The organism is Ferrovibrio sp. GW821-FHT12E11 (assembly GCF_058806975.1).
Genome location: NZ_JBXAQG010000001.1, coordinates 260,363 through 278,269, shown reverse-complemented (window position 1 = coordinate 278,269; position 17,907 = coordinate 260,363). Strand labels below are relative to the sequence as shown.

General features: G+C 66.6%; 21 protein-coding genes. 5 read left to right on the top strand and 16 right to left on the bottom strand.

Annotated elements, in window-relative coordinates:
• Positions 1-199 precede the first annotated feature (199 nt).
• Complete coding sequence (locus AC1ROT_RS01440; protein WP_492996974.1) at positions 200-1,192, bottom strand: LysR substrate-binding domain-containing protein; 993 nt, start codon at positions 1,190-1,192, stop codon at positions 200-202.
• Positions 1,193-1,272: 80 nt separating this feature from the next.
• Here AC1ROT_RS01440 and AC1ROT_RS01435 point away from each other — a divergent pair, with 80 nt between their 5' ends.
• Positions 1,273-2,649, top strand: a complete 1,377-nt coding sequence (locus AC1ROT_RS01435) for an MFS transporter (protein WP_492996973.1) — start codon at positions 1,273-1,275, stop codon at positions 2,647-2,649.
• Here the strand turns inward: AC1ROT_RS01435 and AC1ROT_RS01430 are convergent.
• From AC1ROT_RS01430 to AC1ROT_RS01415, 4 genes are all read right to left on the bottom strand, one after another.
• Positions 2,624-3,193, bottom strand: coding sequence for a PAS domain-containing protein (locus AC1ROT_RS01430; RefSeq protein WP_492970511.1), 570 nt, complete (start codon positions 3,191-3,193; stop codon positions 2,624-2,626). The two genes, AC1ROT_RS01435 and AC1ROT_RS01430, sit on opposite strands and share 26 nt — an antisense overlap.
• Positions 3,194-3,280: 87 nt before the next feature.
• Positions 3,281-3,667 (bottom strand): hypothetical protein, encoded by a 387-nt coding sequence (locus tag AC1ROT_RS01425; protein ID WP_492996972.1) that lies wholly within the window; start codon positions 3,665-3,667, stop codon positions 3,281-3,283.
• A gap of 10 nt (positions 3,668-3,677) precedes the next feature.
• Positions 3,678-4,037: a hypothetical protein gene (locus AC1ROT_RS01420; RefSeq protein WP_492970513.1), complete on the bottom strand. Its 360-nt coding sequence runs from the start codon at positions 4,035-4,037 to the stop codon at positions 3,678-3,680.
• A 188-nt stretch (positions 4,038-4,225) separates the two neighbouring features.
• The gene (locus AC1ROT_RS01415; protein ID WP_492970514.1) at positions 4,226-4,504 is read right to left on the bottom strand and encodes an Rdx family protein; all 279 of its coding nucleotides are present in this window, start codon (positions 4,502-4,504) and stop codon (positions 4,226-4,228) included.
• Positions 4,505-4,599: 95 nt separating this feature from the next.
• Between AC1ROT_RS01415 and AC1ROT_RS01410 the strand changes: the two genes are divergently transcribed.
• The 3 genes from AC1ROT_RS01410 to AC1ROT_RS01400 all read left to right on the top strand — a co-directional run bounded on the left by AC1ROT_RS01410 (position 4,600) and on the right by AC1ROT_RS01400 (position 8,074).
• Entirely contained in the window at positions 4,600-5,250 is a 651-nt protein-coding gene (locus tag AC1ROT_RS01410; protein WP_492996971.1) for a TetR/AcrR family transcriptional regulator, read from the top strand.
• Positions 5,247-6,620: an MATE family efflux transporter gene (locus AC1ROT_RS01405; protein ID WP_492970516.1), complete on the top strand. Its 1,374-nt coding sequence runs from the start codon at positions 5,247-5,249 to the stop codon at positions 6,618-6,620. Before AC1ROT_RS01410 ends, AC1ROT_RS01405 begins: the two co-directional genes overlap by 4 nt.
• 101 nt (positions 6,621-6,721) lie before the next feature.
• Entirely contained in the window at positions 6,722-8,074 is a 1,353-nt protein-coding gene (locus AC1ROT_RS01400; protein WP_492996970.1) for a zinc-binding metallopeptidase family protein, read from the top strand.
• 114 nt (positions 8,075-8,188) lie between these two features.
• Here the strand turns inward: AC1ROT_RS01400 and AC1ROT_RS01395 are convergent, their stop codons facing one another.
• From AC1ROT_RS01395 to AC1ROT_RS01350, 10 genes are all read right to left on the bottom strand, one after another.
• The gene (locus tag AC1ROT_RS01395; RefSeq protein WP_492996969.1) at positions 8,189-8,698 is read right to left on the bottom strand and encodes a PAS domain-containing protein; all 510 of its coding nucleotides are present in this window, start codon (positions 8,696-8,698) and stop codon (positions 8,189-8,191) included.
• Between the two features lie 2 nt (positions 8,699-8,700).
• Positions 8,701-9,213, bottom strand: coding sequence for a PAS domain-containing protein (locus AC1ROT_RS01390; RefSeq protein WP_492996968.1), 513 nt, complete (start codon positions 9,211-9,213; stop codon positions 8,701-8,703).
• Positions 9,210-9,752 (bottom strand): PAS domain-containing protein, encoded by a 543-nt coding sequence (locus tag AC1ROT_RS01385; RefSeq protein ID WP_492996967.1) that lies wholly within the window; start codon positions 9,750-9,752, stop codon positions 9,210-9,212. The genes AC1ROT_RS01390 and AC1ROT_RS01385 overlap by 4 nt, the downstream gene beginning before the upstream one ends.
• An 830-nt stretch (positions 9,753-10,582) precedes the next feature.
• Positions 10,583-11,770 (bottom strand): acetylornithine deacetylase, encoded by a 1,188-nt coding sequence (gene argE / locus AC1ROT_RS01380; protein WP_492970521.1) that lies wholly within the window; start codon positions 11,768-11,770, stop codon positions 10,583-10,585.
• A 121-nt stretch (positions 11,771-11,891) separates the two neighbouring features.
• Positions 11,892-12,908, bottom strand: coding sequence for a D-erythronate dehydrogenase (denD, locus tag AC1ROT_RS01375; protein WP_492996966.1), 1,017 nt, complete (start codon positions 12,906-12,908; stop codon positions 11,892-11,894).
• A gap of 66 nt (positions 12,909-12,974) precedes the next feature.
• Positions 12,975-13,493: a periplasmic heavy metal sensor gene (locus AC1ROT_RS01370; protein WP_492996965.1), complete on the bottom strand. Its 519-nt coding sequence runs from the start codon at positions 13,491-13,493 to the stop codon at positions 12,975-12,977.
• Positions 13,494-13,499: 6 nt separating this feature from the next.
• Positions 13,500-13,946 (bottom strand): hypothetical protein, encoded by a 447-nt coding sequence (locus AC1ROT_RS01365; RefSeq protein WP_492996964.1) that lies wholly within the window; start codon positions 13,944-13,946, stop codon positions 13,500-13,502.
• Between the two features lie 11 nt (positions 13,947-13,957).
• Complete coding sequence (locus AC1ROT_RS01360) at positions 13,958-14,554, bottom strand: RNA polymerase sigma factor (RefSeq protein ID WP_492996963.1); 597 nt, start codon at positions 14,552-14,554, stop codon at positions 13,958-13,960.
• Positions 14,555-14,629: 75 nt separating this feature from the next.
• Positions 14,630-15,226 carry a gamma carbonic anhydrase family protein gene (locus AC1ROT_RS01355; RefSeq protein ID WP_492970526.1) on the bottom strand — a complete coding sequence of 199 codons (597 nt, stop codon included), beginning with the start codon at positions 15,224-15,226 and terminating at the stop codon, positions 14,630-14,632.
• A gap of 139 nt (positions 15,227-15,365) precedes the next feature.
• Entirely contained in the window at positions 15,366-15,743 is a 378-nt protein-coding gene (locus tag AC1ROT_RS01350; RefSeq protein WP_492996962.1) for a c-type cytochrome, read from the bottom strand.
• Between the two features lie 183 nt (positions 15,744-15,926).
• Between AC1ROT_RS01350 and AC1ROT_RS01345 the strand changes: the two genes are divergently transcribed.
• A complete protein-coding gene (locus AC1ROT_RS01345; RefSeq protein WP_492970528.1) occupies positions 15,927-16,664 on the top strand; it encodes a DUF6969 family protein in 738 nt (245 codons plus the stop codon).
• A 4-nt stretch (positions 16,665-16,668) separates the two neighbouring features.
• Here AC1ROT_RS01345 and AC1ROT_RS01340 read toward each other — a convergent pair whose 3' ends face one another.
• Positions 16,669-17,805, bottom strand: coding sequence for a TRAP transporter substrate-binding protein (locus AC1ROT_RS01340; RefSeq protein ID WP_492996961.1), 1,137 nt, complete (start codon positions 17,803-17,805; stop codon positions 16,669-16,671).
• Positions 17,806-17,907: the final 102 nt, after the last annotated feature.

The window sequence follows — 17,907 nt, the reverse complement described above, 5'->3', positions numbered from 1 at the left end:
CCGGTCCATCCTGAGGGCAGGTGGCCAGGCGCGATTCCTTTGGGTTCGGGCTTAAGTTGCGGGGTTTATACGGGTCCGGACCCTTTGTGACAAGGCCAGATTTGTTGCGCCGCAATGACGGCGGCGCAGGGCTGGTATGCCCGGCGGATATCGGGAAAAACCTAACACCGTTCAAAGGGTTAAGGCAGAACGATTCGTCTCAGCGGGCACGCCGGATCTGGCGCACCGGAGCGGGGGCGGCCGGGGCGGTCTGGCCGGCTGAAACCTGGGCCACAGTTTCGGTCGCCTGGGCCGCCAGCCAGGTCACAAAAGATCGCACGCGGGTGTCGTTCGACAGCCGCGCCGGCCAGACGGCGATATGGGCCTTCTGCGAGGTCATGTCCCAGTGTCGCGGCAGCACCCGCACCAGCCGGCCCTCGGCCAGCGCGTCATGCACCAGCAGCGACCGCCCCAGCGCCACCCCGGCGCCTTCGAGGGCAGCGCTCACCGCCGTGCCGATCTCGTCGAAGCGCAGGCTGGCGCGCGGCCGGGTGGTCACGCCCAGCCGCTTGAACCAGGTGCTCCATTCCCATTCCTGGCCCTGGCCGCCTTCCGCGCTCTTGAACAGCAGCGGCAGGCCGGCGATCTGCGCCGGTTTTTTCAGCGGCGAGTCCAGCACCGTGGGCGCGCAGACCGGAAACACCTGTTCATGGAACAGCAGGCGCTGGGTGCTGGTGTTGCGGCCCTCGTCGGGCTTGACCCAGCCGACGCGCAGATCGAGATCGCCGCCGCGCGCCTCGGCCTGGGCGCGGGTGGTGAAAATCACCAGCTCCACATCGATGCCGGGATGGCGCCGGGCAAAGGCGGGCAGGCGGCGCAGCAGCCAGTGATGTGCCAGCGCCGCGCCGATGCCGACCCGCAGGCGCGCCGGCGCCGCGGCCAGGCGGCAGCGGGCGCGCAGCCCGGCCATGCCGTCGAACACATCGCCCAGACCCTCCGCCAGCGCGGTGCCGGCCGGGGTTGGCGCCAGGCCGGCGCGGCGACGCAGCAGCAGCGGCGTGCCGATGAAAGCCTCCAGCCGGCGCAGGCGATGGCTGATCGCGCTCTGGGTCACGCCCAGCTCAGCCGCCGCCGCCGTCATGCTGCCATGGCGCAACGCGGCGTCGAAAGCGACGAGGGAGTCGAAAGGCGGCAGCGGGTGCTGGACAGACATGCAGAGTAGTATGAATTAGATTCATGATGCTGTGAAGCCTTGTCGCGCACGCGCAACCGCCGGCCGTGGCATGCAGGGGCATGACCGATCTCACATCCGCTCCGCGCGCCGGCCTGCTGGCGCATCCGATGGCCGTCGCCTGGGTGCTGGCGCTGTCGGTCAGCCTGGCCAACTTCGATGTCACCGCCATCGCCGTGGTGCTGCCGGCGATCCGCGACGAACTCGGCTTCTCGATCAGCGCCACCGCCTGGGTGATGGATGCCTACAGCCTGGCCTTTGCCGGCACGCTGTTCGCGGCCGGGGCGCTGGCCGATCGTTTTGGCCGCCGCCGCATCCTGCTGCTCGGCAATGTCGGTTTCGCGCTGGCCTCGCTGCTCTGCGGCCTGGCCTGGGATGGGCCATCGCTGTGGATGGCGCGCGCGCTGCAGGGCCTGTGCGCGGCCTTCTTCATCACCGGTGGCCTCGCCGCGGTCTCGCTGGCCTACCCCACATCGAATACGGCCGCCCGCGCTCGCGCCTTCGGAATCATCGGCGTCACGAGCGGCGCGGCGATGGCGCTGGGCCCGACGCTCGGCGGCTTCATCGCGGCCGGCTTCGGCTGGCGCTGGATCTTCCTGGTCAACCTGCCGATCTGCGCCGTCTGCGAATGGGCCGTGCGCCGCGTCACCGCGGAATCGCGCGACGAGGCGGGCCGCGCGCTGGATCTTCCGGGCGTGGCGCTGCTCACGCTGGCCATCGCGCTGCCGGTGCAGGCCCTGCTGCATGCCGACGGACCGGTGCTCTGGCGCTGGGCGGCCGTGATCGCGGGGCTGGCGCTGGGCGTTATGCTGGTCGTGCAGCAGAAGCGGCGCGCCAAACCGATGCTGGACCCGCTGCTGTTCCGACGGCGCGAGGCCATCGGCATCGGCTGCCTTCTGCTCTCCCTGTCGGTCAGCTACTGGGCGACGCTGATCTACCTGCCGCTCTGTCTGCTGGCAACCTTCGGCCTCGGCATCGAACAGGGCGGGCTGGCCATGCTGGCCGCCACGGTGCCGATGCTGGTGCTGCCGCCGGTCGGCGTCTGGGCGACGCAGCGCTATGGCTGGCGGGTGAATTTCACCGGCGGCATGCTGCTGCTGGGTGCCGGTCTGGCGCTGCTGGCCTGGGCGGTGTTCACCGGCGCCGCGCTCTGGGTCGTGCTGGGTGCGATGCTGCTGATGGCCAGCGGCGCGGGCTTGAGCAATTCGCAGGTCTCGGGCGCGCTGGTGGCGCTGGCGCCGCCGGAACGCGCCGGCATGGCCTCGGCGATGGCGACCACGCTGCGCCAGGCCGGCTTCGCCATCGGCATCGCCCTGCTCGGCGCGGTATCCACCGGCGGCACGGCTTTCGCGCCGGCCTTCGCGCTGGCGGCGGTTGCGGCGGGGCTCGGTGCGCTGGCGGCGCTGCTCACCCTCAGTCCGGGCCGGCAATCACCGTGATTTCCGGCGTCACGCTGCGCCAGTCGCCACTCCACCAGCCGCGATCCTCGCGGCGCTGCCAGAACTGGCAGACGAAGATCAGCATGACCTGATCGCTGCCGCGCAGCGGCGTCACCAGACGGTAGGTGATGCCGTTCACGAAGTTGCCTTCGTCGTGATAGAGGCTGGAGGAATAGACCGGCCGCGCTTCGGCGATGGCGGTGCGGTTCAGCAGCCGCACATAGTCGTGATAGCTGGCGGGCAGCAGTTCATCGATATGACGGCCGGTCGGTTCGCGGCCGGCATGCTGGACCACATCGGTGCCGGCCAGACGAAAGCGGTAGCGCTCGTCGGGCGGCGCGCCGCTGCGTTCGAGCAGCATGATATTGGGCAGCAGGGCGGGGAAATGCAGCGGATCGATGGCGCTGCGTGGCGGCGCCTCGCCGTTCTCGCGGCGGGCAAACCAGTATTGCGCAAGCTGCCGCAGCCGTTCATCGGGTATGCTCCCGATGCTGCCCCGCCTGATTTCAACACTGACGCGCGGCGTGGTTGCGAACGTCTGCATGGCCTATTCAGTGCAGATCGTTCGCGGCCCGGCAAGAGTCAAATGGGCTGGATTCAGCAGAGGGTCGGGGTTAGCGGAAGGCTGGGGTCAGACCACGATATTGGCGATCAGGCCGGTCTTCTTCTGGTCCAGCTCCTTGGACAGACCTTCCTTCATCTTCTTTTCCAGCAGTTCGCGGAACTCGTCCTCGATTTTCTTGCGCGATTCCTCGTCCATGGCGGCCAGCGACTTCTCGTCCAGGCCCTTGCTTTCGAGGAACTGCTTGCGGATGCGTTCGGGCACCGAAAGCTTGGCGTAATCGAGGAATTCCTGCGTCGCATCCGGCTTCACGCCGGTCTCGCCGGTCAGCGCGGCGGTGGTGGCAGAGGTGGCGTCGTCGTTGGCTTTCGCCGCGGCATCGGTCGGCTTCACGCCGCCGGCCTGGTTGATGCCGTAATAGGGATTGGTGAAATAATTCGAGGCAATCGTGCTCATGGAGCGGTCCTTACACCAGCAGGTTGGCGAGCCCACCGGCGGTTTTGCCGGTCTGCTGTCGCACCATCTCTTCCACCTTCTGGCGGATGCCTTCCTCGATGGCTTCGCGCTGTTGCGCGTCCATCTCGTTCAGTTTCTCCTGGGTGACGTCCTTCTCCTTCAGCTCCTGCAGGCGGAGCTTCTCGGCATCGGACATTTTCGCGTAATCGAGGAAGTCCTGTTCGGGACCCTTCTTGATCTTGTCGACTTCCTGGACGGTGCCCTGGTCGTCGGGCGCGAAGAAGTCGGCCGCCGAGGTGCTGCTGATCTGTCGCGGTGCGAACAGGGTGGCGAGAGCATCGAGGCCGCCGCCGATTCCGGAAATGGACATGGCTATTCTCCGTGGTGTTCTGGACACGGAGGAAGCAAGGCATATGCCAGCGGTAGAAGTGTTGCGGTTGCAAGGATGTGTCGCGGATTACCGCGAAATCACAATGCTACGCGCTATGGTGAATGCGCGTTAACCGGAAAGTTTTGCCGGTCAGCACGAACCACGCGGCGCGATTTGCCGGGACATTTCTACCGATCCACATGCCCGAGGTCGCGGTCCGGATCGAGGCGGTCGCGCACCAGCTGTTTGAGCGTCTTCACATCGGGGAAGCCGCCATCGCGCTTGCGCTCCCAGATCAGCGCATCGTCGTAATGGATCTCGAAAATGCCGCCGGTGCCGGGCTTGAGCGCCACGTCTTCCACATCGTCGACAAAGGTGGAGAGCAGCTCCTGCGCCATCCAGGCGGCGCGCAGCAGCCAGTGGCATTGCGTGCAGTAGGTGATGCGGATGCGGGGCTTGGCGGCCATGGCGGGACTCCGGAAAAAGTCCAGCCAGCCTAGCAGGTTAGGCGGGCTCGATAAAATATGATGACGATCATAATATTCCATGGCAGTCTGGCGCCATGAAATCCGCAGCAGCCCCAGATCCTTCCGACAATCCGGCCAGAGCCCAGGCCCGGGCTCAGGCACCGGCTCGCTCCAAGGGCTATGCCACCCGCCAGGCCATCCTCGCCGCCGCCGCGACCGCGATCCGCGAGCAGGGGCCCGATCGCATCAGCGTGGTGGCGGTGATGCGCGCCGCCGGCCTCAGCCATGGCGGCTTCTACGCGCATTTCGAGTCCAAGGAAGCGCTGGTGGCGGAAGCCATCGCCAGCATGTTCGCCGGCGGCCGCGACCGCTTCATCGCCCGCATCGGCAGCCGCACCGGCCCGGAGGCGCTGAAGACCTGGATCGACAGTTACGTGTCGCGCAGCCATCGCGACAATCCCGGCGGCGGCTGCGCGCTGTCGACGCTGATGTCCGACATGCCGCGGCTGGATGTGGCGGCGCGGGCGGCCTTCGACGACGGCATGCGCGGCATCGCCGCCCGGCTCAGCCGTTATCTGTCGGGGCCGCAGGCGCAGGCCGAGCCTCAGGTTCTGACCCTGCTGGCCGAGATGGCCGGCGCGGTGGCGCTGTCGCGCGCCGTCGCCGATCCGCAGCTCTCCGACCGCATCCTGAAACAGTCGCGCGCCGCCCTGAAGGCGCGCATCGATGAGATGAGCGCCGCATGAACCAGCAGGCCCCCGTGACACCGGCGATGCCCGCCGCGGCAGGCAACCGTGAGGCTTTGCTCACCGCGCCGATCCTGCCCACGCTGCTTAAACTATCGGTGCCCAATGCCGTGGCGATGACCGCCACCGCGCTGGCGGCGATTGCCGAGACGGCTTATGTGGGCGTGCTCGGCATCGAGCCGCTGGCGGCGATGGCGCTGGCCTTCCCGATGATCATGCTGATGCAGATGATGTCGGCCGGCGCCATGGGCGGCGGCGTGTCCTCGGCGATTGCCCGCGCGCTCGGCGCCGCCGACCTGCCGCGCGCCAACACGCTGGCCATCCATGCCATCGTCATCGCGGTGTCGGCCGGATTGTTCTTCACGGCCTTCTTCTGGCTGCTCGGCCCGGCGATCTACAGCCTGCTCGGCGGTCGCGGCGAAGCGCTGCACCAGGCGATCCTCTATTCCCATACGGTGTTCACCGGCAGCATCGCCGTCTGGCTGTTCAACACGCTGGCCTCGGTGCTGCGCGGCACCGGCCGCATGATGGTGCCTTCTGTCATCAGCCTGCTGGTGGCGGTGGCGCAGATCGTCATCGGCGGCACGCTCGGTCTGGGGCTCGGTCCGGTGCCGCGTTTCGGCATGATCGGCGTCGGCCTCGGCCAGGTGATCGCCTTTGCGCTCGGCGCGCTCTATCTCTTCTGGCATCTGCGCTCGGGCCGCGCTCGCCTGCGGCTGACGTTTGCCGGCTTCCGATCCGAACGCGCGCTATATCTCGACATCCTGAAAGTCGGCGCGCTCGCCTGCGTCTCGTCGCTGCAGACCGTGCTGACCATCCTGATCTTCACCGGCCTGGTGGCGCGCTTCGGCACGGTGGCGCTCGCCGGCTACGGCATCGGCGCCCGGCTGGAATTCCTGCTGATCCCGATTGCCTTCTCGGTCGGCGTCGCCAGCGTGCCGATGGTCGGCATGGCCTTTGGCGCGCAGAATATCGCGCGCGCCCGCCATGTCGCCTGGACCGCCGCCAGCTTGGCGGCCGCAGCACTCGCCGTGATCGGCATCATCGTGCTGATCGTGCCCGATGCCTGGACCACGCTGTTCACCACCAACCCGGATGTGGTGGCGGCGGCGCGCCAGTATCTGATCGCCGCCGGCGCCGGCTTCCCCTTCTTCGGCTTCGGTCTCTGCCTGTATTTCGCCAGCCAGGGCTCGGGCAAGGTGCTCGGCCCCGTGGTGGGTGGCACCATCCGTCTGGTCATGGTCGCCCTCGGCGGCTGGTGGCTGACGGTGAGCGGGGCGGAAGTGTGGACGCTGTTCGCGCTGGCCGGCGCGGCGATGGTCGTATACGGCGTTTCCACCGGCCTGCTGGTGAAGGCGACGCGCTGGTAGCCGGAAGCCCGGTTTTTTAAGGAACCTTCCGGCCTCCCGGTCGTCCTGTTCCTGTCGCCCGGGCCCGCAGCGGGACGGGGCCAGAGAGGGCCACGGCTGCCATGAAACTGTTCGAATGCCTCGGCTGCGGCCAGCCGGTTTATTTCGAGAATACCTCCTGCGAAAGCTGCGGCCGTCGTCTCGGCTACCTGCCGCAGGCCGGCGTGCTCAGCGCCCTGGAACCGGCCGCGCCCGTTTCGGCCGATCCGCCCGCCGATCTCAATGCCGTCAACCCGAATGCCACCAATGGCGTCTGGCGCGCGCTGGCCGCGCCCGAGGCGCGCTGGCGCTTCTGCATCAATGCCCAGCACGATGCCTGCAACTGGCTGGTCGAAGCCGAGCCCGAAGGCGCAGCCCCCAACCCCGAAGCCTATTGCAGCGCCTGCGCCCATAACCGCACGGTGCCCGATCTGGGCGATCCACAGCATCTGAACAACTGGCGCCGCATCGAAAGCGCCAAGCATCGCCTGTTCCACGGCATCCAGCGGCTCGACCTGCCGCATGAGACCCGCGATCAGGATCCCGATGAAGGCCTGGCCTTCGATTTCCTCGCCGATCCGCCGGACCCAAAAGCGCCGCGCATCGTCACCGGCCATGACAACGGCCTCATCACCATCAACCTGATGGAAGCCGACGACGCCAAGCGCGAAAAGATCCGCGTCGCCATGCACGAACCCTATCGCACGCTGCTCGGCCACTTTCGCCACGAGGTCGGGCATTACTACTGGGAGCGGCTGGTGCGCCGCGCCGGCGACAACTCGGAAGCCATGAGCGGCTTCCGCGCCCTGTTCGGCGACGAGCGCACCGATTACGGCGAGGCGCTCAAGCGGCATTATGCCGATGGTCCGGCGGCGAGCTGGCAGGACGGTTTCGTCAGCGCCTATGCCGCCGTGCATCCCTGGGAGGATTTCGCCGAGACCTGGGCGCATTACATGCATATCGTCGATACGCTGGAAACCGCCGGCGCCTTCGGCCTGCGGGTCAAGCCGCGCATCAGCCGCGGCGAGGAGATCGGCACCCGCATCGATTTCGACAGCTACCAGGCCGAGAGCATCGACCAGCTGATCGAGGCCTTCCTGCCGATCACCTTCGCGGTCAACAGCCTGAACCGTTCGATGGGCCAGCCCGATCTCTATCCCTTCGTGCTCAGCCCGCGCGCCATCGAGAAGCTCGGCTTCATCCATGCGCTCTGCCGCCATGCGCGCGAGGGCCTGCCGCAGATCACGCCGCGCCTGTCGGCCCAGCCGGTCGGCATGCCGCTGCAGGCGAGCCAGCCGCAGGCGGTGCCCATCACCGTCGAACCGGCCACGCCGCCCGCGCCGCTGCCCGAAGGCCCGGCCGACGAGCCAGTGACGCCGCAGACCGCGGCGCTGATCGCCGTGGCCGCGCAACTCGCGCTCGATCCGGTGGCGTGAATTCAGTCCACGCTTTCGTCATCCCCGCGAAAGCGGGGATCCAGAGCCGCAAGGCTCAGGCATTGGCCTCTGGGTTCCCGCCTTCGCGGGAACGACGGGGAGAGCTGTCCCTTCTCAGGCGTCCTGGGCGCCGTGATAGAAGAAGATGGAGAGGATGCGGTCCACCGTGACGCCGTCTTCCGACAGCGGGCAATGCGCCAGTTCCACATCGGCAAAGCTGAAGCGGAAGGGAATGTTGAGCCGCCCGCGCCAATGGATCATGCGGCCGCTTTCCGCCACCTGGCGGCGGATGTCGACGATGCGCGCCTGGCTCTCATCGGGCGCCCTGTGCAGATTGACGCTGGTTTCGATATAGCGGTTCATCAGCGGCACCGGCGCCGCCGCCAGCACGATTTCGCCCGCCACCCGCACGAAGAACCGCATGGCATCGCCGGCGTCGCGGCGCACCTCGACCAGCACCACATGCCCCAGCAGGGCGGCAATCGCCATCGGATCGAAGGCGGCGCGCGCCGGCAGCCGGTCGGCCGGATGGATGCGCTGCATGTAGCGCAGGAAATCGGCGACGACCCGGCTGTCGGCAGCGGCCAATCCAGCGTCGAGTGCGGCCAGATTGGGATGGGTCATGGTTATTCGCTGCCGCTGTAATAGAGAGCCGAAAAGATGCGGTCGATGGTAACGCCGTCATCGGCCAGCGGGCAATGCACGTATTCGACGTCGTCGTAATCGAGGCGGAATTTCATGCGCGGCTTGCCGTGCCAGTAATACAGCCGGCCGGTCGCCAGCACCTCCTGGCGCACATCGGCGATGATGTCGGTGCTGCGCTCGGTGCGATGCGGCTCGGCCAGGCGGCTGAACTCGTCCAGATAGCGGTTCATCATCGGCGCCGGCGCCGCGGCCAGCATCACCTCGCCGGCGACGCGCACGAAAAACCGCGCCGGGGCCGGGGCCGGCTGGCGGTGCACCTCGGTCAGCACCACATGGCCCAGCAGCTCGGGGATATGCAGCGGATCGATATCGCGGCGGCCGGGCAGGCGGTCGGCCGGGTGGATGCGCCGCATGTAGGTCAGGAAGGCGGCAACCTTGCGGCTGCGGACGCGCGGCAGCGTGGCGTCGATGGCGACAAGGTTGGGATGGGTCACGGCTGCGGGTCGAGCGCGGCCAGACCTTCGTAATGGAAGATCGAGACGATCTGGTCGATGGTGCGGCCGTCTTCGGCCAGCGGGCAATGCACCAGTTCGATGCTGGCGTAATCCAGCGAGAAGCGCACCCGCGGCTTGCCGTGGCGATACAGCATGCGGCCGGTATCGATCACCGTATGGCGGCTTTCGATCGGGAAGCGCACGGTGGATTCAGAGGTATTGGCGATCTCGTCCATATAGCGGCCATGCAGCTTCATGCCGATGGCGGCGGTGACTTCCTCGCCGGCGACCTTGACGCGGAAGCGCGGCCGTTCGCCGCCATACTCCACCTCGGTCAGGACCAGATACGGCAGCAGGCGCGGGATGGCCATCGGATTGAAGCGGCTGCGCGCCGGCAGGGCGTCCACCGGGTGGATGCTGCGGTAATAGGTCAGGAACTGCGCGGTGGTCCCATGCCGCGCCACGCCCTGGGCGGCGATGACAGCCTCAAGGTTGGGGTGAACGGCGGGAAATGACTGGGCCGTGGTGAAGAGGGGCATGCGCCGCCCTTTCCTGGTCGCGGGAGCGCGCTGACTACCAGCTTGTGCTGCGGCGCACCATTGCAGGGACTGCAAAGCTGCTCTGCGGTATGACAGCGGACAGATTAAATATAATTAATCCTATTAATTCTTATTTTGTTCTTTTTATTTGACCGATCTGGCCCTAATCTCTTGGCACCCCCCAGCCGCGGAGACCCGCCATGACCCGTCGCACTGCTTACGATCCCTTCAAGGATGAGACTCTGGGGACCGGCCATGAAAGCGCCTGGCCGCCGCTGGAGCCTGGGCCTTCGCTCCCCAGGCCCAAAGCGCCGCGGCGCCGGCCGCAGCTGATCGACTGGCGCGGCGTCGCCCGGCGCATGGCCGACGGCGAGGGCATTCCCGTCATTGCCGCTGCGCTCGGCATCCCCGAACAGCGCATCTGGTCGCATCTGAACAAGAGCAGCCGCTTCGCCCTCTACATCCGCCAGGCGCTGGAGCGCCAGCGCCTGCTGACCCGGGCGCAGTTCCCGGCGCTGGCTGCCAGCATCCTGCGGCAGGGGCTGACCGCAGAGCGGCTGTTGCCCGCCGATGTGCTGGTCTGGCTGAGCGCGCAGATGAAGGCACAGGATCAATTCAGCTCCGAGGAACTGACGGCGCAGTTGCGTGCGGCCTGTGCCTCGGGGCGCAAGGTGAAAGACGACGCGCAGGTTGTGCAATCTGCCGCGCCGATTTCACCAGCACTAGAAACGAAGCAAAACGAAACCCAAAGAAGCGAAACGCCGCGACCGTTTCCGCTCGCGGCGCCAGTTACACAGGACTCAGGCCGGTCTGACTCAGGCGGGCCAGACTCAGGCCGGAATGCCGCTGCCGGTGCGCACGCGCTCCAGCAGCCGGTCCATGAAGGCCTCGCACAGGCCGATCTGGCTGAGTGCGATGAACTCGTTGGGCTTGTGGGCCTGCTCGATCGAGCCCGGGCCGCAGACGATGGTGGGAATCCCCAGTTCGGAGAACAGGCCGGCTTCCGTGCCGAAGGCCACCTTCTGCACGCGGTTGGCGCCGGTTAGGGCCTTCGCCAGCTCGATCACGCCGGCGCGGTCATCCGTTGAGAGTCCGGGGAATTCCGAAATCTGCGTGAAGGTGAAGCCCGCAGCGGGATCAATCGCCTTCAGCTCCGGCTCCAGCTTGGTCCTCGCATAGGCGACAACTTCAGCAAACAGCGCATCCACATCGTCCTGCGGCAGGTAGCGGATCTCCCACAGGAAGTGGCAGTCCTTCGGCACGATGTTCAGCGCCGTGCCGCCATTCACCACGCCGGTATGCAGCGAGGTATAGGGTGGCGCGAATTCCGGATCGAACGGCCCGTTGTCGCGCTTGTTGCGCGCCAGCGACTTGATGAAGGCGATCAGCTCGGCCGCCGCTTCCACCGCATTGGCGCCCTGGTGGGTCAGCGAGGAATGGCATTCAAAGCCGCGCACATCGACGCGCCAGCTTTTCTTGCCCTTGTGCTGTGCGATCACCTGCATCTCGGTCGGCTCGCCGACGATGCAGGCCTTCGGGCGCACCGGCATCTCCTTCAGCGCCTCGATCAGGCGCTTGGCGCCCAGGCAGCCGACTTCCTCGTCATAGGTGAAGGCATAATGGATCGGCGTCTCCAGCGTCTGCGCCAGGAATTTCGGCGCATACGAGAGCGCGATGGCGACGAAGCTCTTCATGTCCGAGGTGCCCCGGCCATAGAGCAGGCCGTCCTTCTCGGTCAGCGTGAAGGGGTCGGTGTCCCATTCCTGGCCATCGATGGGTACGACATCGGTATGGCCCGACAGCACGATGCCGGGTTTGTCCTGCGGGCCGATGGTGGCATAGAGATTGGCCTTCTTGCCGGTGGCGTCATGCACCAGCGTGGAGTCGACGCCGAGGCCTTTCAGGTGGTCGCGCACCCAGTGGATCAGGTCGAGGTTGGAATCGCGGCTGACGGTCGGCATCTCGATCAGCTGCTTGATCATCGCGAGCGCTTCGGGGGAGGGCTTGGGGGTGGTCATATTTTTTGTCTCTCTATGTACAACTATTATTCGTCATTCCCGCGAACGCGGGAATCCAGTGTCCAGAGCGGCGGCCCTGGGTCCCCGCCAAGAAGATCTCCTGGGCGGGGACGACGAGGGGTTACGACGACTGCAGGCTCTTGATCTGCGCGTCCAGGTCGTCGGCGATGAAGGCCTGCACGATCTCGTCGATGCTGGCATCCACGGTGAAGCCCAGATTCTTGGCGCGCTGCGACGTGGTCTCGCCGGGCCAGCCGTCGACGATCTTCTGGATATGGGCATCGGGCGTCCAGTGGATGGTGCCGATCTTGCGGTTGGCGCCCCTCAGGGCGGGGGTGGCGCGCTCGACGGCGGCCGCCATTTCGCCGGCGGTAACGCGGATGCCGCTCAGCAGCAGCGCACGGTCGGTGCCGAATTTCTCCGCCGGCAGGTCATGGGCGCGGATGAAGGCATCCACCACGCGGCGGGGAGAGAGACAGGCCATCGGGCTGTCGGGCCGCACCGGGCAGGTGGCGTCGACGCCGCTCAAGGGTTCACGGATGATCGAGCTGGCCCAGGTGCTGGCGGCTTTGTTTGGCTTGCCCGGCCGTACCATGATGGTGGGCAGGCGGATGCTGCGGCCGTCGAGGAAGCCCTTGCGGCTGTAGTCGTTGACCAGCAGTTCGCCGCTCAGCTTCTGCGCGCCGTAGGAGGTGGTCGGCCGCTGCGGCGTGTCGTCGCCCACCGCCTGCGGCAGCTTGCCGCCATAGACGGCCACGGACGAGGCGAAGACCACGCGCGGCGTGTGGGCCATGGCGCGGCAGGCTTCCAGCACATTCTTGGTGCCCTCAAGGTTGACGCGGTAGCCGCCCTCGAAATCGGCCTCCGCGCCCGAGGAGACGATGGCGGCGAGATGGAAGATGGAGTGAGTCGCGTCGCCGATCAGGGATTTCACCTGCGCCGCATCGCTGATGTCGCCGGCCACGATGGTGACCTTCGGGTCAATCGGACCTGCGGCCTTCACTGTATCGAACAGGGTGATATGGGCGATCGGCTGCGGCTTGCCGTCGGCTCCGGCCAGCGTGCCGCGACGCAGCAGTTCGCTGACCAGTTTCTGGCCGATGAAACCGGCGCCGCCGGTGATGACGACATTGAGCATGGGCGCCCCTTTCCCGAAAGCGCCCACGCTAACCAGCCTTGTTCAGCCAGACAAGGCGTGCGGCGGTTATCGTCCCGGCGGCGGCCCGTCGCCGCGCATATGCGGCGGTCCGCCCATCGGCCCGCCGGGCGGGGGACCGCGCCGCAACATGCGTTCGCCGAATTCGCGGCGCTGCTCCGGCGTCATGGCGTCGGCGGCGGCCAGCAGGCCGGCCTGCAGACCCTGCTGCAGCTGGTCCAGGCGCTGGCGATGTTCGGCCAGCACGGCGGCCAGGCGGTTATGGTCATAGGGTTCGGCGGTCAGGGCGCTGCCGAGGTCGCGGCGCATCTGATGCTGCGACAGCGCGCCGCCCTTGCGGCCTTCCTCGAATGCCTGGCGGAAGGCCTGCGCGGCATTGTCGGGCAGCCGGCGGGCATACTGGTCCTCGATCTGCGCGCCACGGCGCTCGGCCATCTCGCGGTATTTGAAGAACCGCACGGCGCCGAAACTGGCGAAGCCGATATTGAGCGCCACCGAGGCGATCAGGCCGATGGCCAGCCAGCGGTTCATCTTCGACTTGGGGGCGGAGGCGACAGGATCAGACATGATGGCTCAGTCCTCGGTGAGGAATGGTGTGGCACTGGCGATCTGCACGCCGACCATGTCGGTTTCCTGCGCATCGATCAGGCCGAAATTGACAAAGCCGGCGCTGACGCCGATGGCCAGCGCGAGCGCCAGGGCTGCGAATTGCGGCATGGCGCGGCCGCTGGGGAACAGCAGGGCCAGGGCCTCGATCACCTGCACGCGCCAGTGCGGCGCCGCAGCGGGACGTGGGGCGATCTGGTCCAGCACGCGCTGGCGCAGCGCCGCGCTCGGTTCCAGATCGGGCAATGCGGCGCCCTGCAGCAGGCGGTCGAAGGCGGCCGCCTGGCGCTGCAGGTCCTGCGCGGCGGGCGAGGCGGCGAGGAAGGCTGCCGCGGCAGCGCGCTCGGCTTCGGGCCACAGCGCCGGGTCAGCTCCATAGGCATCCAGCAGGTCGGTGAAGCGGGCGATATTCATGGGGTGCCTCCTTAGCCCAGCGCAGGGGCCAGATCGTCGCGCAACGTGCGCTTGGCGCGGATCAGCAGGGATTCCAGGGCGCCGACGCTGATATCCAGCGCCTTCGCCGCATCGATGTTGCTTTCGCCTTCCCAGAAGCAGAGCAGGATGGCGGCGCGCTGCCGTTCGGGCAGCTTCTGCAAAGCGGCGGCGACGCGGTCGCCGGTCTCATGGGCCAGGCGCGCCTCATAGGGCGTGGCGCCATCCTCGTCGATCGGCTCGGGCTGGTCGTCCAGCACCGCCATCTTCGGTTTGCGCTTGCGGTCGATGCTCAGGTTGACCACCACGCGGTTGAGCCAGGTCTTGAAGCTGGCGCCGCCATCGGGACGCCAGCGCGCCGCATGCTGCCAGACCCGCAGGAAAGCCTCCTGCGCCACCTCTTCGGCATCGGCGCGGTCATACAGCACGCGGTAGGCCATGGTGGTCGCGTGGCGCAGGTATTTGTCGACCAGCAGGCGATAGGCCGCGTGGTCGCCGCGCGCGACCCGCTGCATCAGGGTGGCGTCGATATCACTCATGCGCTCGGCCGGACCAGTGTCCAGCCGGGGCAGGGCGAGGGAAGCGAACATGGGGGACGGTCCTGCTCATGCCGTTGGGTTCTGGAGGGTTACACGGCGGCATGGCGGCTTTCCTGCGCAGGAAAATCAGGCCTGACCGGCGGCTTCCAGATCCTTCAACTCCTTGGTCAGGCGGGCGATTTCCGCGCCCACGGCGGCGGCGATGTCCGGGGCGTCCCAGTCGCGGTACTGCTGCTGCCGATAGGCCAGGGCATTGCGGTAATAGAGCCAGGCATTCAGGCGGCAGCGCACATAGTTGTTCTGGGTCTTGATCACTTTGCCCGGACTGCCCACCACCACCGAATTGCTGGGGATGACGGTGCCTTCCTTCAGGAAGGTGTGGCCGCCGATGATGCAGTTATCGCCGATCTCGCAGCCGTCCATGATGGTCGAGCCGATGCCGATCAGGCAGTTGTCGCCGATGGTGCAGCCATGGATGGTGCAGTGATGGGTGATCGAGCAATGGGCGCCGATGTAAGTGCCGGTCTGGCTGCCCACATGCAGCATCGAGAAATCCTGGATGTTGGTGTGCTGGCCAACGACGATCTCGTAATTCTCGGCACGCGCGGCCACATTGATCCAGATGGAGGAGCCTTCCTCCAGCCGGACCTTGCCGTAGATCTGGGCGGTGTCGTGGATATAGGCGGGATTGTTCAGGACCACGTCGGGGCCGTACACGGGCATCGCATTCCTCCATCCGTTGGTCCCAGCTTAACCAACGGTGCGAGGGCGCAAAAGGTGCCCGGCCCGGCCAAAACGAAACGGGCCTCTCCTAGGATCGCACCCAGGGGGGGCCCGTGCATGGCAGTATGCGAATGGTGCCTTACTTGGTGGCGTCCTTCAGATAGGCGATCAGGTCGGCGATCTCGCTTTCCTTCTTGATGCCGGGGAAGACCATCTTGTTGCCCGGAATATAGCCCTTGGGGTCGGCGATATAGGCGGCGACGGTGGTTTCGTCCCAGGTGATGGCCTTGGCCTTCATCGGATCCGAGTATTTGAAGCCGGCGCTGGTGCCCGACTTGCGGCCGAACAGGCCGGCCAGGCTCGGGCCGACCGTGTTCTTGCCGGCTTCGAGCTGATGGCAGGCGCGGCATTTGGCGAAGGCCTTGCGGCCTTCTTCGGGATTGCCGGCAGCCTGGGCTGCAGAAATGCCGGCCAGCAGGCCGACGGCGGTTAGGGCGGTGAGCAGGACTCGGGACATCGGGGGGCTCCTGGGGACGAGGGGAAGCGGCTGGTCGGCCAAGCTTTCTGAGGAAAATAGTCCGATCTGGCAAAAAAATAACACAGCGACTCGCATCGGCAACAGCGGCGCATTGCCGCATTTACCGGTGCTTAAGAAGCGGCTGCTTAGATGCCCCGCCTGAGTGGTGGAGAGACGCGTAGCATGAATATGATGGCGAATCTGGGGCAGGCGCGGGTGCAGGCGATGTTGCAGGCAGGCAATGACGTGCTGCAGGTTCAGCAGGCCCTGGCGACGAAGCGCAGCAATCTGGTTGCCGAACTGCTGCGTGGCGAAGAGGATTTCTTCGAGCAGCAGCATTATCCGGCCGGCGATGTCTTCGATCCGGCGACAGGTGCGCAGTACTACTACCATGCCCATCGCAATGAAGACCGTGAGCACGGTCACTTCCATGTCTTCCAGCGGCCCAATTTCATCCCCGAAAAATTCGAGCCGGCGCGCTATGTGAAGCCCGGTGTCGGCCGCTGCGGCCCGCAGGACGCGATCGGCCAGCACTGGCCGCGCGGCGAGCAGGCGCTGGCCCATATCGTCGGCGTCGCCATGGACCATTACGGCCAGCCGATCCGGCTGTTCACCACCAACCGCTGGGTCACCGACGAAACCTGGTTCCCGGCCCGCGACGTGATCGCCATGCTGGATCGCTTCGAGCTGCGCCACGCCTGGCCATCGGCCGAAGTGAACCGCTGGCTCAACGGTCTGCTGCATCTGTTCCAGCCCGAGATCGTCGAACTGATCCGCCGTCGCGATGCCGCCGTGGAAGCGCGCGGCCGCGCCAATCCGCGCGGCGACGCGCTGGAAGACCGCAGCCTGGAAGTCACCGCGTCACTGGATATTTCGGTGGAACGCCGGGTGCGTCAGCTGCGCCGCTCGCTCGCGGCCTGAGGCTTTACGGCAGGTAGCCCAGATTGCGCCATTCCGCATAGGCCTTGCGGAAGGTGTGGAAGGAATCCCACACCTTCTTGAATTCCGGGTTGGCGGCGCTTTCTTCCTTCACCACCTGGATCCAGGATGATTTGAGCGCATCCATCACCGCCGGCGGCAGGGTATGCACCTGCACGCCGCGCTGGCGGATTTCCTGCAGGGCTTTCACCTGCTGCACTTCGCCTTCCGCCAGGCTCTCGCGGATGTTGTCGCCGCAGACGCTGGTGATCAGGCTGCGCTGGGCATCGGTCAGGCCGTCCCAGACCTTCATGTTGATCAGCAGGGTGATCAGCGAACTCTGCTGGTGCCAGCCGGGGAAGTAATAATGCTGCGCGGCTTTCTCGAAGCCATAGCGCACATCGACAAAGGGCAGCGAGAATTCGGCGGCATCGATGCTGCCGGTCTGCAGCGCATAGAAGGTGTCGCCGCCGTTCAGCGCGACCGTCTCGACGCCCAGGCGCCGGATCACCTTGGCGCCGATGCCCATGAAGCGCATGCGCAGGCCCTGCAGGTCCTTCACCGTGTTGATCTCGCGGCGGAACCAGCCGCCGGATTCCGGCGGCAGCACGGTGCAGACCACCGGCTTGATGTTGAAGCGCGAGAAGCTCTCGTCCATCAGATCCTGGCCGCCGCCATAGGACAGCCAGGCGAGATACTCGCTGGCGGAGGGGCCGAAGGGCACGGTGGAGAACAGCCAGAAGACAGAGTCGCGTTCGGCGAAGAAATTCGGCGACGACCATACGGCGTCGATGCTGCCGTTGGAGACTTTCTCGAACAGCTCGGCATTGGGCGCCAGCATGTTGGGCTCGAACAGCTTGACGTCGATATTGCCGTCCGAGGCGGTGGAGAGCTTCTCCACCATGCTCACGGCCATGGTGCCGATCTGCGGCGCCGATGTGGGGGCGGCGCTGGCCAGCTTGATGACGACGGGGCGGCCGGGGGCTTCGGTGACGGCCGGCGGCGTGGCGAGTTGGCCGGCGTCGGGGTCCTTGATGGCACGCGCTTCCGGGGTATTGGCAGACCGCTGCAACGAGACGGTGCCGATACCGATCAGAATGCCCAATACCAATGCCAGGCCGGCAACCGTGACCAGGCGCGCCATGTCAGCAATACCCTTTTCCTCGGTCAGCGTAAGGTCCCACCAACGCTGCGGCCCAGGCACTGTCACCGGGCCGGTGTCACAATAGGCGGCAAGCCGAGCAGC

What these genes read in the sequence shown, in the direction of transcription:
- AC1ROT_RS01430 (WP_492970511.1), bottom strand. Translation starts at nt 3,193, where the DNA reads ATGCAGACGTTCGCAACCACGCCGCGCGTCAGTGTTGAAATCAGGCGG.
- AC1ROT_RS01355 (WP_492970526.1), bottom strand. Translation starts at nt 15,226, where the DNA reads ATGCCCGTGTACGGCCCCGACGTGGTCCTGAACAATCCCGCCTATATC.
- AC1ROT_RS01415 (WP_492970514.1), bottom strand. Translation starts at nt 4,504, where the DNA reads ATGGCCGCCAAGCCCCGCATCCGCATCACCTACTGCACGCAATGCCAC.
- AC1ROT_RS01410 (WP_492996971.1), top strand. Translation starts at nt 4,600, where the DNA reads ATGAAATCCGCAGCAGCCCCAGATCCTTCCGACAATCCGGCCAGAGCC.
- AC1ROT_RS01395 (WP_492996969.1), bottom strand. Translation starts at nt 8,698, where the DNA reads ATGACCCATCCCAATCTGGCCGCACTCGACGCTGGATTGGCCGCTGCC.
- AC1ROT_RS01370 (WP_492996965.1), bottom strand. Translation starts at nt 13,493, where the DNA reads ATGTCTGATCCTGTCGCCTCCGCCCCCAAGTCGAAGATGAACCGCTGG.
- AC1ROT_RS01385 (WP_492996967.1), bottom strand. Translation starts at nt 9,752, where the DNA reads ATGCCCCTCTTCACCACGGCCCAGTCATTTCCCGCCGTTCACCCCAAC.
- AC1ROT_RS01365 (WP_492996964.1), bottom strand. Translation starts at nt 13,946, where the DNA reads ATGAATATCGCCCGCTTCACCGACCTGCTGGATGCCTATGGAGCTGAC.
- AC1ROT_RS01440 (WP_492996974.1), bottom strand. Translation starts at nt 1,192, where the DNA reads ATGTCTGTCCAGCACCCGCTGCCGCCTTTCGACTCCCTCGTCGCTTTC.
- denD (WP_492996966.1), bottom strand. Translation starts at nt 12,908, where the DNA reads ATGCTCAATGTCGTCATCACCGGCGGCGCCGGTTTCATCGGCCAGAAA.
- AC1ROT_RS01340 (WP_492996961.1), bottom strand. Translation starts at nt 17,805, where the DNA reads ATGGCGCGCCTGGTCACGGTTGCCGGCCTGGCATTGGTATTGGGCATT.
- AC1ROT_RS01345 (WP_492970528.1), top strand. Translation starts at nt 15,927, where the DNA reads ATGAATATGATGGCGAATCTGGGGCAGGCGCGGGTGCAGGCGATGTTG.
- AC1ROT_RS01360 (WP_492996963.1), bottom strand. Translation starts at nt 14,554, where the DNA reads ATGTTCGCTTCCCTCGCCCTGCCCCGGCTGGACACTGGTCCGGCCGAG.
- AC1ROT_RS01400 (WP_492996970.1), top strand. Translation starts at nt 6,722, where the DNA reads ATGAAACTGTTCGAATGCCTCGGCTGCGGCCAGCCGGTTTATTTCGAG.
- AC1ROT_RS01435 (WP_492996973.1), top strand. Translation starts at nt 1,273, where the DNA reads ATGACCGATCTCACATCCGCTCCGCGCGCCGGCCTGCTGGCGCATCCG.
- AC1ROT_RS01420 (WP_492970513.1), bottom strand. Translation starts at nt 4,037, where the DNA reads ATGTCCATTTCCGGAATCGGCGGCGGCCTCGATGCTCTCGCCACCCTG.
- AC1ROT_RS01425 (WP_492996972.1), bottom strand. Translation starts at nt 3,667, where the DNA reads ATGAGCACGATTGCCTCGAATTATTTCACCAATCCCTATTACGGCATC.
- AC1ROT_RS01405 (WP_492970516.1), top strand. Translation starts at nt 5,247, where the DNA reads ATGAACCAGCAGGCCCCCGTGACACCGGCGATGCCCGCCGCGGCAGGC.
- argE (WP_492970521.1), bottom strand. Translation starts at nt 11,770, where the DNA reads ATGACCACCCCCAAGCCCTCCCCCGAAGCGCTCGCGATGATCAAGCAG.
- AC1ROT_RS01350 (WP_492996962.1), bottom strand. Translation starts at nt 15,743, where the DNA reads ATGTCCCGAGTCCTGCTCACCGCCCTAACCGCCGTCGGCCTGCTGGCC.